This is a genomic window from Streptomyces sp. NPDC005752, from assembly GCF_040630715.1.
In the GTDB taxonomy this organism is placed as follows: Bacteria; Actinomycetota; Actinomycetes; order Streptomycetales; family Streptomycetaceae; genus Streptomyces.
Genome location: NZ_JBEXYB010000002.1, coordinates 215,207 through 227,989, shown reverse-complemented (window position 1 = coordinate 227,989; position 12,783 = coordinate 215,207). Strand labels below are relative to the sequence as shown.

At 69.8% G+C, this 12,783-nt stretch carries 14 protein-coding genes and 1 pseudogene; 2 read left to right on the top strand and 13 right to left on the bottom strand.

All coding sequences use genetic code 11. The features are described 5' to 3' along the window. Positions 1 to 7: 7 nt before the first annotated feature. The 7 genes from ABZ441_RS02760 to ABZ441_RS02730 form a co-directional block, all read right to left on the bottom strand. Positions 8 to 1,438 (bottom strand): hypothetical protein, encoded by a 1,431-nt coding sequence (locus ABZ441_RS02760; protein WP_358967341.1) that lies wholly within the window; start codon positions 1,436 to 1,438, stop codon positions 8 to 10. Positions 1,439 to 1,509: 71 nt separating this feature from the next. Then, positions 1,510 to 1,968: a hypothetical protein gene (locus ABZ441_RS02755; protein WP_358967338.1), complete on the bottom strand. Its 459-nt coding sequence runs from the start codon at positions 1,966 to 1,968 to the stop codon at positions 1,510 to 1,512. Between the two features lie 302 nt (positions 1,969 to 2,270). Then, positions 2,271 to 3,533 (bottom strand): beta-ketoacyl-ACP synthase II, encoded by a 1,263-nt coding sequence (gene fabF / locus ABZ441_RS02750; protein ID WP_358967335.1) that lies wholly within the window; start codon positions 3,531 to 3,533, stop codon positions 2,271 to 2,273. Positions 3,534 to 3,612: 79 nt separating this feature from the next. Further along, positions 3,613 to 3,861 (bottom strand): acyl carrier protein, encoded by a 249-nt coding sequence (locus ABZ441_RS02745; protein WP_014045780.1) that lies wholly within the window; start codon positions 3,859 to 3,861, stop codon positions 3,613 to 3,615. 63 nt (positions 3,862 to 3,924) lie between these two features. Next, positions 3,925 to 4,956, bottom strand: a complete 1,032-nt coding sequence (locus ABZ441_RS02740; protein WP_358967328.1) for a ketoacyl-ACP synthase III — start codon at positions 4,954 to 4,956, stop codon at positions 3,925 to 3,927. Positions 4,957 to 4,969: 13 nt separating this feature from the next. After that, positions 4,970 to 5,884, bottom strand: coding sequence for an ACP S-malonyltransferase (locus ABZ441_RS02735; protein ID WP_358967325.1), 915 nt, complete (start codon positions 5,882 to 5,884; stop codon positions 4,970 to 4,972). 89 nt (positions 5,885 to 5,973) lie between these two features. After that, entirely contained in the window at positions 5,974 to 7,173 is a 1,200-nt protein-coding gene (locus tag ABZ441_RS02730; RefSeq protein ID WP_358967323.1) for a helix-turn-helix domain-containing protein, read from the bottom strand. A gap of 78 nt (positions 7,174 to 7,251) precedes the next feature. Between ABZ441_RS02730 and ABZ441_RS02725 the strand changes: the two genes are divergently transcribed. Then, positions 7,252 to 7,923, top strand: coding sequence for a pirin family protein (locus tag ABZ441_RS02725; protein ID WP_358967320.1), 672 nt, complete (start codon positions 7,252 to 7,254; stop codon positions 7,921 to 7,923). Between the two features lie 15 nt (positions 7,924 to 7,938). On the opposite strand, the gene ABZ441_RS02720 is transcribed toward ABZ441_RS02725, so the two are convergent. The 5 genes from ABZ441_RS02720 to ABZ441_RS02700 form a co-directional block, all read right to left on the bottom strand. Next, positions 7,939 to 8,574, bottom strand: a complete 636-nt coding sequence (locus ABZ441_RS02720) for a DUF4232 domain-containing protein (RefSeq protein ID WP_358967317.1) — start codon at positions 8,572 to 8,574, stop codon at positions 7,939 to 7,941. Positions 8,575 to 9,025: 451 nt separating this feature from the next. After that, positions 9,026 to 9,427 carry a hypothetical protein gene (locus ABZ441_RS02715; RefSeq protein ID WP_358967314.1) on the bottom strand — a complete coding sequence of 134 codons (402 nt, stop codon included), beginning with the start codon at positions 9,425 to 9,427 and terminating at the stop codon, positions 9,026 to 9,028. A gap of 50 nt (positions 9,428 to 9,477) precedes the next feature. Further along, positions 9,478 to 10,002: a hypothetical protein gene (locus tag ABZ441_RS02710; protein ID WP_358967311.1), complete on the bottom strand. Its 525-nt coding sequence runs from the start codon at positions 10,000 to 10,002 to the stop codon at positions 9,478 to 9,480. 335 nt (positions 10,003 to 10,337) lie between these two features. Continuing rightward, positions 10,338 to 10,604: a DUF397 domain-containing protein gene (locus ABZ441_RS02705; RefSeq protein ID WP_358967308.1), complete on the bottom strand. Its 267-nt coding sequence runs from the start codon at positions 10,602 to 10,604 to the stop codon at positions 10,338 to 10,340. Beyond that, positions 10,564 to 11,412 (bottom strand): helix-turn-helix transcriptional regulator, encoded by an 849-nt coding sequence (locus tag ABZ441_RS02700; protein ID WP_033248668.1) that lies wholly within the window; start codon positions 11,410 to 11,412, stop codon positions 10,564 to 10,566. Before ABZ441_RS02700 ends, ABZ441_RS02705 begins: the two co-directional genes overlap by 41 nt. 84 nt (positions 11,413 to 11,496) lie before the next feature. On the opposite strand from ABZ441_RS02700, the pseudogene ABZ441_RS02695 reads away from it, so the two are divergent. Beyond that, positions 11,497 to 11,910 (top strand): annotated as a pseudogene (locus tag ABZ441_RS02695) (ATP-binding protein); the annotation flags it as partial. Here the strand turns inward: ABZ441_RS02695 and ABZ441_RS02690 are convergent. Beyond that, positions 11,910 to 12,731: a serine hydrolase domain-containing protein gene (locus ABZ441_RS02690; RefSeq protein ID WP_358967305.1), complete on the bottom strand. Its 822-nt coding sequence runs from the start codon at positions 12,729 to 12,731 to the stop codon at positions 11,910 to 11,912. The pseudogene ABZ441_RS02695 and the gene ABZ441_RS02690 overlap by 1 nt on opposite strands. Positions 12,732 to 12,783: the final 52 nt, after the last annotated feature.

Sequence of the window (12,783 nt, the reverse complement as noted above, 5' to 3'; positions counted from 1 at the left end):
TCCCTCGCTAGTCGAACGGGTTGAGGGCGCTACCCAGCTTCTTCGCACCGTCGGCGATGCCGTCCCCGATGTCCGAGGCCGTGTCGCCCACCCATTCCCCGGCATTCTCGATGCCCTCGCCGATGGCTTCGTGGTTGTCCCAGACCAGGCAGCCCGCGTACACCAGGCCCGTGCCGACCGCCAGACCGGCCGTGACCGGGTTGGGGGCCACGGTCAGCGCGGTCATCGACGCGCTGAACGCCGTTCCGCTGAGGTCGGAGGCGAACTTCGCGGGATCGGCCTTGATCATGTCCGCGTCGTAGGTGGCCAGGTTCGCCACACCGTAGGCGGTCGCCGCGACCCCGCCGACCACACCCGCGCCCCTGATCCAGCCTGCGGCCTTCGCCGCGTTCGCGAGACCACCGTTCTGTGCGACCTTGGCGAGGTTGGCCTCGGCCGCCGAAGGCATGAAGAAGGAGCCGTTCCGCATGAACCCGCCGAACATGGCGGCCTCGTCGGAGCCGGTGAGGGCGGTGACCATGCCGGGCGGAACCTTGCTCAACAGGCTTCCGGGCACGGCGCCGGCCATGCGGTTGTTGATGAAGGTGGAGAGGAAGGTGCCGGGCGCGGTGACGTCCTTGCCCTGCTTGAGGTACTTGAAGAGTTTGAAGGCGCCACCCGCGGACCCGCCCAGCGCGGCGGCGAACGCGGAGGCCGTGATCGTGCCCTTCTGGACGGAGGCGAAGAGCTCCGCGAGCCTCTTGCTGCCCGTCACCTTCTCCACGCCGTCCTTCTGGAGGCGCTGCAGGTAGTCGTCCAGCGTCTCGCCGTCGCGCATGGCCAGCGAGGAGAGCTGCATGCGCTCCTGCTTCTGGTGGTCGTCCGCCGCCGCGACCTTGGAGGCGTTGCCGTTGAAGCCGTTCGTCGTGCCGTCGTTCTTACCGCCGCCGTTGTCCTTGACCACGGCTTCGAGGTCCTTCTGGAAATCCTTGTCGGCGTCGTCGACGGCCTTCACGCACGACTTGATGAACGCGGCCCAGGACTGCTCGCTGTCCCGGACGCTGCTGGCGTAGTCCGGGTCGTGGCGGAGGGCGTTGCGCTCGCCCTCGGTGGCCAGTTCGTAGTCGAAGGCGACGTTGCCCTGCTCCGAGACCTTCATGCCCGCCTTGACGGCGTCGGCACGTGCGGTGTTCAGCCGCTCCTTCAGTTCGACGAACTGGGCGTGCGCGTTGAGCAGCAGCGTTGCCGTCGCCTTCGCCTGGGTCTGGGCTGCCTGGTACTCGTACCGGGTGGCCGCGAAGTTCAGGGCGGCGGCATCCGCGCTCACACCCAGCCAGGTGTCGCCGAGCGTGATCTTCTGAACACTGTCCCGGTAACGCTTCTCGACCTTCGCGAATTCATCCGCCATCGACTTCCACTTGTCGGCTGCGGTGGAGAGCTTGCCGAAGTCCGTCGTCATGACTTCGCGATATGTCAGCATACTCAATTCCCCTGGAACGCTTTGAAGTCGTGCGGTGGACTGTGGCTTTCCTACCGGTAGTCGTCCATCGCCGACGGCGTCCTGATGGCGCTGATGCCGTCATGACGGTCCACGTCGACCCCCGTCAGGGTGACGGCTGTGTTCCTGAGGCCGTCGCGCTCCCTGCCCAGCCGGCCGAGGAGCGTCTTGACCTGCCCGTCCCAGGTGGTCTGCACCTTCTTCAGCGCGGTCGCGGTCGCCCATCCGTCGAACGCGCCGGCAGCGCCGGCGTTCGACTCGTCCGCGTGCCCGCCCGCCTTCTTGGTGCTCGTGAGCAGTTCGTTCTCTATGACGCCGGCGGCGGCGTTCTTCTCTGACGCGGTCGACGCGAGCAAAGGCCCGCCGCCGGGTCCGGAGCCCAGCAGGGGGCCGTCCTCGGGGAGGCGGTTCAATTGCATGGACGTGGAGTCGCGTTCGGCCGCCGCGGCGCGCAACTCGGCCCATTCCTCGTCGAATCCCATGATCGTCAACCCCCCATGCTGATGATTGCGAATTTTGGTCGCATCAATATACGACACCACTGGGGTGCCACTCGTAGCCCTTGAGTCATTGGAACTGATCACGCAGGGAGGCCGACTTCGGTTCCCGCCGAAGTGAATCGACCGGTATTCGGGAGGAATGCGGATTTGCGTGGACCGGACAGAAAATGGGGTCTTGCGGAGAGCGGCCGCCGGTCCGGGCGGGCGGAGCCGGAGTCCGTGGAACGGCTCACGCAACGCAGCAGGCCCGCCTCCCGGATCGGGAAGCGGGCCTCGTTGCGACGTGCGCGTGGTCAGACCGAACGGAACGCCAGGACCACGTTGTGGCCCCCGAAGCCGAACGAGTTGTTGATGGCGGAGATCGGCCCTTCCGGCAGCGGGCGCGGCTCACCGCGGACGACGTCGGCGTCGACCGCCTCGTCGAGGTCGTCGATGTTGATGGTGGGAGGCGCCAGCCGGTGGTGCAGCGCGAGGACCGTCGCCACGGTCTCGATACCGCCCGCGCCGCCCAGCAGGTGACCCGTCATGGACTTGGTGGCGGAGATCGCGACGTGGTCCAGGTCGTCGCCCAGCACCGCACGCAGCGCCTTGATCTCGGCGACGTCGCCCTGCGGCGTGGACGTGGCGTGTGCGTTGAGGTGTACGACCTCCGACGGCTTGAGGTCCGTTGAGTCCAGCAGGTTCTGCATCGCCGCGGCGATGCCGCGCCCGGTGGGCTCGGGCTGCGCGATGTGGTGGGCGTCCGCGGACAGGCCCTGGCCCAGCACCTCGCAGTAGACCCTGGCGCCCCGCGCGGCCGCGTGCTCCGAGGACTCCAGGATCACGACGCCCGCGCCCTCGCCGAGGACGAAGCCGTCACGTCCCGTGTCGTAGGGGCGCGAGGCCTTCTCGGGCTCGTCGTTGCTCTTGGACATGGCCATCATGTTGGCGAAGGCCGCGATCGGCAGCGGGTGGATGGCCGCCTCGGTGCCACCGGCGACGACCACGTCGGCCCGGCCGGTGCGGATCATCTCGACGGCGTAGCCGATCGCCTCGGCGCCCGACGCACAGGCTGAGACCGGCGTGTGGACACCGGCCTGGGCGTTGACTTCCAGGCCGACGTTGGCGGCCGGGCCGTTGGGCATGAGCATGGGAACGGTGTGCGGGGAGACGCGGCGTACGCCCTTCTCCTTCAGCACGTCGTACTGGTCGAGCAGGGTGATCACGCCGCCGATGCCGGAGGCGATGACCGATCCCAGACGCTCGGGCTGGATCTTCTCGTCCTCGCCGGCCTTGCCGGTGAAGCCGGCGTCCGCCCACGCCTCGCGGGCCGCGATCAGCGCGAACTGCGCCGAGCGGTCCAGCTTGCGGGCGAGGGGTCGGGGGAGTACCTCGCCGGGGTCGACGGCCGCGAGGGCTGCGATCCGGACGGGCAGTTCGGCGAAACGTTCGCCCTCGAGAGGCTTGACGCCGGAACGGCCGGCCATCAGACCTTCCCAGGTCGATGCGGAGTCGCCACCCAGCGGAGTGGTTGCGCCGATACCGGTGACGACCACGGTGCGATTGGTCGGGCTCACTGGAAAATCTTCTCCACGTGTAGAGGGTCGTGAATCAGCGGCGCCACCGCCGGGTGGCGACACACGGGACGGGCTGGGATCAGCCCTGGTGCTTCAGGATGTAGTCGGCGGCGTCGCCGACCGTCTTGAGGTTCTTGACGTCCTCGTCGGGGATCTTGACGTCGAAGCGCTCTTCGGCGGCGACGACGACCTCGACCATGGACAGCGAGTCGACGTCCAGGTCGTCGGTGAAGGACTTGTCCAGCTGGACGTCCTCGACCGGGATACCGGCGATCTCGTTGACGATCTCGGCGAGACCGGTGACGATCTCTTCCTGAGTGGCGGCCATGTTGGCGCTCCTTCTGTGTGTTTCTGCGGGGTTCGGGTGTGCGGACCGAAAGGTCCGGTGTGTCTAGGGGAGGGTAACGACCGTCGCGGCGTAGACGAGACCCGCCCCGAAGCCGATGATGAGCGCCGTGTCGCCGCTCTTGGCCTGACCGGTCGCCAGAAGCCGCTCCATTGCGAGCGGAATCGAGGCGGCCGACGTGTTACCGGTGGTTTCCACGTCACGGGCGACCGTGACGTGCTCCGGCAGCTTGAGCGTCTTCACCATCGAGTCGATGATCCGCATGTTCGCCTGGTGCGGAATGAAGACATCCAGGTCCTCAGGGGAGATCCCGGCCGCTTCCAGCGCCTGCTGGGCGACCTTCGCCATCTCGAAGACGGCCCAACGGAAGACTGCCTGGCCCTCCTGCGTGATGGCCGGGAACTTGACCTCGCCGCGTTCGTTGAGCGGCAGGTTCGAGACGTCGCCGATGTGGAAGTCGTTCCACGCCACGGTCTGCTTGATCGTCTCGGACTTGTCGCCCTCGGAACCCCAGACCGAGGGGCCGATGGCCGGCTCCTCGGACGGGCCGACGACGACCGCGCCCGCGCCGTCGCCGAAGAGGAAGGCCGTCGCGCGGTCCTCCAGGTCGGTGAGGTCGCTGAGCCGCTCGACGCCGATGACGAGAACGTATTCCGCCGAGCCCTCGACGATCATGCCCTTGGCGAGGGTGAGGCCGTAGCCGAAGCCCGCGCAGCCGGCCGAGATGTCGAAGGCGGCGGGCTTGCCCGCGCCGATCCGGTGCGCGATGTCGGTCGCGACGGCCGGGGTCTGCTTGAAGTGCGAGACGGTGGAGACGATGACTCCGCCGATCTGCCCGGGAGTGATCCCGGCGTCCGCGATCGCCTTGCCGGACGCCTCCACCGACATCATGGCCACGGTCTCCTCGTCGGAGGCCCAGTGGCGGGTGGCGATACCGGAGCGGGAGCGGATCCACTCGTCGGACGAGTCGATCGTCTCGAGGATCACCTCGTTGGGCACGACACGGGTCGGGCGGTATCCGCCGACACCCATGATCCGCGCGTACGGGGCGCCCTTGCTGGGCTTGATCTTCGACATGCTCTCGGGCTCCTTAGGCGCCCGCGTGCTCGGTGATGAGCGCGCGGGCCGCGTCGAGGTCGTCGGGGGTCTTGAGCGCGAGGGTCCGCACGCCGGGCATCGCACGCTTGGCGAGCCCGACCAGGGTCCCACCGGGGGCGGCCTCGATGAGGGCGGTGACACCGAGCTCGGCGAAGGTCTCCATGCACAGGTCCCAGCGGACCGGGTTGGCGACCTGGCCGACGAGCCGCGAGACGACCTCGTCGCCGGTGGCGACCGTCCTCCCGTCGGCGTTCGACACGTACGTCACCTTCGGGTCGGTGACCGTCAGGGCGGCGGCGGCCGTGCGCAGCTTCTCCACGGCCGGGGCCATGTGGTGCGTGTGGAACGCGCCGGCGACCTTGAGCGGAACCACGCGGCGTACGCCTTCGGGCTTGTCCTCGGTCAGCGCGGCGATCTGGGCCGCGGTGCCGGCGGCGACGACCTGCCCGGCGCCGTTGACGTTGGCCGGGGTGAGCCCCAGCTTCTCCAGATGCGGGACGGTGACGTCCGGGTCCCCGCCGAGCAGCGCGGCCATGCCGGTCTCGGTGACCGCGGCGGCCTCGGCCATGCCGAGCCCCCGGGCGCGTACGAAGCGGAGCGCGGCATCGTCGTCGATGACGCCGGCGAGCACCGCGGCGGTGATCTCACCGACGCTGTGCCCCGCGACGATGCCGGGCGAGGCGTCCAGGGCCGCGGCGGACAGGAGCCCCGCGGCGACCAGCAGCGGCTGAGCCACCGCCGTGTCGCGGATCTCGTCGGCGTCGGCCTTCGTGCCGTAGTGGGCGAGGTCGAGCCCGATGGCGTCGGACCACCCCGCGATGCGGTCGGCGGCACCGGGGAGTTCGAGCCATGGAGTCAGGAAGCCGGGCGTCTGAGCGCCTTGGCCGGGAGCGACGAGTACGAGCACCCTCACACTCTCTCTTGCGGACGGCCCCGGACGCCCGTGGGGACAGGGACGAAGAACCGTCAGGGGAATTGTTGGAGTTCGACAAAAGTCTAGAGCTGGGCGTCTCCGGCGGCCAAGCGCCCCAGGATGAGGGCGATCCGCAGAGTGAACGCGGAACGGACGTCGGAGGGCGACCAGCCGGTGACGTCGGTCACACGTCGCAGCCGGTAGCGCACGGTATTGGGGTGCACGAACAGCATTCGTGCCGCGCCCTCAAGACTGCTCGCCTGCTCCAGATAAACACTCAGCGTCTCCAGAAGTGCTGAACCCGCTTCTTCGAGCGGTCTGTAGATCTCCTCCACCAACTGATCGCGCGCGGCAGGGTCGCCGGCCATCGCACGCTCAGGAAGGAGATCGTCCGACAGGACGGGCCTCGGAGCGTCCTGCCACGCCGAGGAGGCCTTGAGACCGGCAGCCGCGGCCTGTGCGGACCGGGTGGCCGCGAGGAGGTCGGGCACCACGGGACCGGCGACGACGGGGCCTGCCGCGTACGGTCCGATCAGCGACTTCGCCACGTTCAGGGGGTTGTCGCTGCCGCCGGCGATCACGACCAGGCGGTGTCCGAGCACCCCGGTCAGGACCTGGAGCTTGGCGTGCCTGGCCGCCCTCCGGATCGCCTCCACGGTGAGCTCGCTGTCACCTTCGGGGGCGGTGCCGAGGACGACGCACACATGCTCGGGGGAGTTCCAGCCGAGGGCGGCGGCCCGGGACACGGCACCCTCGTCCACCTCGCCGGACAGCACCGCGTTGACCACCAGCGACTCCAGCCTGGCGTCCCACGCGCCGCGGGCCTCGGCGGCCTGGGCGTACACCTGGGCGGTCGCGAAGGCGATCTCGCGCGCGTAGACGAGCAGCGCCTCGCGGAGCACCGATTCGTCACCGGGCGCCGCGACCTCGTCGATCGCGGCCTCCATGACCTCGATCGTCGTACGCACCATCTCGACGGTCTGCCGCAGGGTGATGGCCCTGGTCAGTTCGCGGGGGGCGGTGCCGAACACATCGGTGGAGATCGCCTGCGGCGTCTCCGGGTGGCGGAACCACTCGGTGAACGCGGCGATACCGGCCTGGGCGACCAGGCCGATCCAGGACCGGTTCTCCGGTGGCATCGCCCGGTACCACGACAGCGACTCGTCCATCCGGGCGATGGCGTTGGCGGCCAGCCGGCCGGAGGACTGCTCCAGCCGTTTCAGGGTCGCGGCGTGCAGATGGGCGTCATGCGCTGCGGGCTGCTCAGGATCGGGTCGGGGCACGCACACAAGACTGCCTTATCGGGACAGGTGCCCGGAGGGGCGGGGCGGGAGGTCGGCCGGCGGGGATACCTTGGGGGTGTGATGGACGTACGCCGCTCCGGGGACCGCTTCCGCGGCGGAGACCCGGCCACGGGTCACTCCGCGGGCATCGAGACGCTGCACGCCTTCTCCTTCGGCCGCTTCTACGACCCGGACAACCTGCGCTTCGGGCCGATCCTTGCCTGCAACGAGGAGCGTCTCGCCCCGGGCGCCGGCTTCGACGAGCATCCGCACAGCCACACCGAGATCGTCACCTGGGTGGTGGAGGGCGAGCTCACCCACCGCGACTCGGCCTCGCACGCCACCGTCGTACGGGCCGGGGACGTCCAGCACCTCAGCTCGGCCGCCGGGGTACGGCACGTGGAGCGCAACGACGGGGAAAACCCGCTGACGTTCATTCAGATGTGGCTGGCGCCGCTGGAACCCGGTGGGGAGCCCTCCTACACCCACGTCGCCGGGATAGCCGACTCCACCCCGTACGCCGTTCCCGAGGCGGGCGCGATGCTCCACGTGCGCCGGCAGGCCGAGGGCGAGCGGACCGCCGTGCCGGACGCGGCGGGCGTCTACGTCCACGTCGTGCGGGGCCGTGTGCGGCTCGCGGGCGAGGAGCTGGAACCGGGCGACGCCGCCCGGATCACCGAGGCGCGGGGGCTGGAGCTGGTGGCCCTGGAGCCGGCCGAGGTTTTGCTCTGGGAGCTCGCCTCGGTGTGAGGGGCGGGGCGGTCGTCACTGCTTGCCGGTGCCGACCGGGTCCACCACGACCTCCTGGTCGGCGCCGTCGGAGATCTGGAGGCGGAGGGAGACCGACAGGGCCTTGGAGTGGGTCTCGTCGGGCGGGGTGACCTCGATGGCGCTGACGTACGCGCCCGTGCCCTCGGCCGGCGGGTAGTGCAGCGTGAAGCGGGTGGTCTCGCCGTTTCCGAGGTTGACGAGCGGGGTGTCGAGTTCGCTGCGCTTGGCACTGAGGGGGCCGGAGGCGTCCTGGGACCTGAGGTCGACCCCGGGGAAGCCCTTCAGGGTGCAGGCGTCGCCGGTGTTCTTGAGGCTGACGAGGAGATCGCCCTCGCCCATGCCGTGAGCGGTGCCGAACTCGAGGTTCGACGTCTTGCAGGGGCCCGTGTTGATCCGGCCGTTGTCGCTGCCCTGGGCGGATGCCGTGGTGTTCGACCCGTCGCCCGAGCCCGTGGCGTCGTCGCCGTTGTTGTCGGAGCTGTCGGAGCTTCCGGCGGCGGAGGAGGACGAGGAGGCGGCTCCGGAGTCGTCGGCCGTACTCGCGGCGGAGTCGCCGTCCCCCTGGCAGGCGGTGAGCGAGAGACCGGCGGTGAGGACCAGGGCGGTCAGCGTGAGCTTCGTGGCGCGCATCGTGTGCTTCCTTTGCGGTCGGTGCCGTCTGCCCGGCACGAGTGGGCCTTGCTGATCCTCAAGACCCGTCCCGGCCGGTCGGACGTTCCGCCCGGCCTCCCGCTCGTACATGCCTGTTACATGCGCTTGTGGCCCCGGGTGCGTGACGACCCGTGCGGGCAGACCCTGGGAGCGGCGGTCGTGACGTGGGCCCGTACCGCTCCCGGCCCGCGAAATCGGCCCGCGCCGCCCGTGCGGTGGCGCGGGCCGCACGCCGCGCCTTCGGTACCTGCGGCCCATGTCGTGGATGCCGGGGAGCATGACGGCTATGACAAAGCCGTGACCCGCAGCACCTTGAAGATCATCGCCGGCACAACCTCTTCGCCCGCGCCACACCTCGCCCCCGTCTCGTCCAGCGCTCCGGTGTCGTGCGCGTCCCTCCCGGCCTGGATCTCTGACGGCGCCCGGGGCCTCAGGCCTTCGGCCGGTCCGCCAGCTTGTCCAGTTCGCGTATCGCCTGACCGTACGAACTGATCCGGCGCGACACGGTGCCGATGGCGAACAGTGTCCCGCCGGCCACCGAGACGGGCACCGACATCCCGAGCACGGCCAGGGCCTCCGGCCAGTCCCGTTCCTGTGCGCAGTAATCCCCGTGCAGCTCACCCTCGTTGGCGGTGCCGCGGTCCGTGAACAGCCGGGACTCGCAGTCGTCGGGATACTTGTCGTCCGGCTCGCTGTCCGCCTGGTACGGCCATGTCAGCAGCACGGCGCACCAGACCCAGAGGACGGCGGCCAGGGACAGGAGTACGACGCCCCAGCTGCGGGTCTTCCTGGCCTTGTCGCGGAAGTCGAGTTCGAACTCTCGTGAGCGCATAGCGGCCGAATCTATAGGAGCCCCATCTGAGTGGGGTCCGCCGGGCGGGATCAGGCCGTGCGACACCGCAGCCACGCGTCCAGGACGGCGAAGTCCGCGCCGGAGAGGCCCCGCCACGCCTCGACGCGATGGAGAAGCGCCGGCCCAGGGTGGTGCGCCTCCACCCAGTACCGGTCGATGTCCGTGATCTCGTCGTCGACCCAGACGAAGGGGCGCCCGCAGGCCCACCCGACGATTCCGGGGGTCTTCCAGTGCAGCCCGCGCGGCCCCTCGACGAGGGGCGGATCCGGCCAGTTCACCACCGGCAGTTCCGGCAGCCCGAGCCATGGTGTCAGGTAGGCGTTCGCATCCGACATCCACGTCGTGGCCCACACGAGCTCGCACGGCAACGCCAGCAGCCGGGGCCCGTGGGCCGGGTCGGCCCTGTTGACCAGCGGATTCGCTTCGGCGCCCCCGGGCCCGCGCCCCGCGTCGAAGACCGGATAGCCGTCCGGGAGCTGCTCCCGGGTCGCGCCGAAGGGGATGAGCGGGCCGTCGACGTCGAGGAAGAGAAGGGGCGGAGGGGAACCGGTCACGCCTGCACGGTAACGCTGCTCAGCCCCGTGCGTCGTGTGGAAAGGTTTCGCCCGTCCGCGTGGTGAGGGCCTCCGGGTAGGGCTGGTTCTGCATGGGCCCGAGGACGTTCCCGAAGGGATCCAGGACCGAGGCGCCGCAAAACCTTCGCCGAACTCCCTTACCGTTGCGCTGATCTCGGCGCCGAGGCCAGGTGCCCGCTCCACCCCGGACCCGCCGTTCTTCCCCAGGCTCTGGACGAAGGCGCTGTCGACCAGGCCCAGTTCGTGCCGGTGGTCCCCGATGCGGAACTCCGCCCCGCATGCAGGTCTGCTTCCGTCCTGGTGGGGCCTGGCGGTCAGCGGAGCCCGTCCACGAAGGCCTGCCAGGCGGCCGTGCCCACGATCAGGACCGGGCCGGCCGGGTTCTTGCTGTCCCGCACGGGCACGGAGGCGGGGCAGCCGTCGGCGACCTCCAGGCATTCGCCGCCGGTGTTTCCGCTGTACGAGGACTTGCGCCAGGTCGCGCCGCCGGTGACGGTGCACTCGACGCAGTCGCCGCCGGTGTTTCCGCTATAGCTCGACTTACGCCACCCTGCGCTCGTCAGGTTCGGACCGGTCGCCATAACGCTCCTCCATCACACGGGCGATCAGTGCCGCGGAATCCTCGATGGAGAGGGCGGCCGCCTGCAAGTGAGCGTAACGGCGTGCGGCCTCCCGGACGGTCTCGGGGGCGGCGGTCATGTGACCTGAGATGAGGTCTTCCGTGTAAACCAAGTCCGGATCGTTGTCGAAGCGCAGAGCGTTGAACGACCCGGCCAGGCTTGAGTGTTCACCAGCCATGAACGGCAGCACCTGAATCCGCATCCACCGGTGCCTCGTGAACTCCAACAGACGGGCCAGTTGGTTCCGCATGACTTCGCGGCCGCCGATCGGCCGGTGCAGGACCGCCTCGTCCAGGATCGCCCAGGCCAGGGGCGGCTGTTCCCGCTCCAGGATGCGCTGGCGTTCCAGCCGGGCGGCGAGCAGCCCCTCCAGGTCGTCCGGCATGCCGGTGAGCAGTACGGCGCGCGCGTACTCCTCCGTCTGCAACAGCCCGTACACCAGTTGCGCCTGGTAGGTGGAGATGTACGTCGCCTTCGCCTCCATGTCCGCGTACTGCTGGAACCAGGTCGGCAGTTGGCTCCGCAGGACCAGGCCGACCAGGCGTGAGAAGACCCCGTCCGTGCCCAGTGCCGCGTCCAGGCGTTCCGAGAAGTCGCGGGTCGGCACCTTCTTCGTCGTCTCGATCTGGCCGATCAGTGAGCCCGTGCAGAAGATGATCTCGCCGAGCTGGCCCTGACGCAGCCCGTGGGCCTCCCGCTGGCGGCGCAGTTCCCAGCCGTAGTAGTCCAGTGGAGAGGCGCTCGGGTCGAGTGACTGCACGTTGGCCACGGCGGGGTGCCTCTCGCTTCAACGCCTGGCGGCGTTCGTTTCAGGTCGTAGCCGAGAGTAATCAGTTCACTGCACTCTGGTGACATGAATCACGTATCCGATACCCGGACCGGTGACGCCGAGACTGCGGCCTACCGTGCCGACCTCGCGCTGGGGGAGCACTCCGCCCGCCATCTGCGGCGCATCCTGCGGCACTACCTCACCGGCTGGGGCCTGCTCGACGTGGCGGACGCGGCGGAACTGGCGCTGACGGAGCTCGTCGCCAACGTCGTACGGCACGTGCCCGGCCGCCGCTGCCAGACGCTGATCATCCTGCTCCCGGGCCGGGGTGTGCGGGTCGAGGTCTCCGATGCGTCCCCCTGCCTGCCCCGTGCGGACGAGGACGACGCGCTCGACGAGGGCGGGCGGGGACTGCTGCTGGTGGAGGCCGTCACCGACGGCTGGGGCGTCGAGGCGCGCGGTGACGGCCGGGGCAAGACGGTCTGGTTCGAGTGCGTTCAGCGTGCGGCGGAGAGCTCCGCCAGTACCGCGTCGGTGAACGGCGTCCAGACCTCGGCCGCCCACGGTCCGAAGGCCCGGTCCGTCAGTGCGACGCAGGCCGCGCCCGCCGCCGGGTCGATCCACAGGAACGTGCCGGACTGGCCGAAGTGGCCGAAGGTGGCGGGGGAGGACGAAAGGCCGGTCCAGTGCGGCGACTTGGAGTCGCGGATCTCGAAGCCGAGACCCCAGTCGTTGGGGTTCTGATGACCGTAGCCGGGGAGCACACCCTTGAGGCCGGGGTGGACGACGGTCTGGGCCTCCAGGACCGTACGCGGGTCGAGGAGCCGCGGGGCCTGCACCTCGGCGGCGAACCGCACCAGGTCGTCCACCGTCGAGACACCGTCCTTGGCGGGTGAGCCCTCCAGCGTCGTCGAGGCCATGCCCAGGGGTTCGAGGACGGCCTGGCGCACGTACTCGGGGAACGGGATCTCCGTGGCCTTCGCGATGTGGTCGCCGAGCACCTCGAAGCCCGCGTTGGAGTACAGCCTGCGGGTGCCGGGAGGCGCCGTGACCCGGTGCTCGTCGAAGGCGAGACCGCTGGTGTGCGCGAGGAGGTGGCGGACGGTCGAGCCCTCGGGGCCGGCCGGTTCGTCCAGCTCGACGGCGCCCTCCTCGTAGGCCACCAGTGCCGCGTAGGCCGCGAGCGGCTTGGTCACCGAGGCCAGCGGAAAGCGGTGCGCGGTGGGACCATGGGTACCCAGGAGCGTGCCGTCCGAGGTGACGACGGCGGCTGCCGCGGTGGGGACGGGCCAGTTCTCGATCATCGCCAGGCTCTGCATGCGTACGAGCCTAACGGGAGCCCGAATCCGGGTCGGCCATCCCATATCGCTT

Excerpts from the sequence above, each read along its gene's own strand:
- ABZ441_RS02705 (WP_358967308.1), bottom strand. The coding sequence starts at position 10,604 with ATGGCGACCGGTCCGAACCTGACGAGCGCAGGGTGGCGTAAGTCGAGC.
- ABZ441_RS02740 (WP_358967328.1), bottom strand. The coding sequence starts at position 4,956 with ATGTCGAAGATCAAGCCCAGCAAGGGCGCCCCGTACGCGCGGATCATG.
- ABZ441_RS02690 (WP_358967305.1), bottom strand. The coding sequence starts at position 12,731 with ATGCAGAGCCTGGCGATGATCGAGAACTGGCCCGTCCCCACCGCGGCA.
- ABZ441_RS02760 (WP_358967341.1), bottom strand. The coding sequence starts at position 1,438 with ATGACGACGGACTTCGGCAAGCTCTCCACCGCAGCCGACAAGTGGAAG.
- ABZ441_RS02745 (WP_014045780.1), bottom strand. The coding sequence starts at position 3,861 with ATGGCCGCCACTCAGGAAGAGATCGTCACCGGTCTCGCCGAGATCGTC.
- ABZ441_RS02715 (WP_358967314.1), bottom strand. The coding sequence starts at position 9,427 with ATGCGCTCACGAGAGTTCGAACTCGACTTCCGCGACAAGGCCAGGAAG.
- ABZ441_RS02720 (WP_358967317.1), bottom strand. The coding sequence starts at position 8,574 with ATGCGCGCCACGAAGCTCACGCTGACCGCCCTGGTCCTCACCGCCGGT.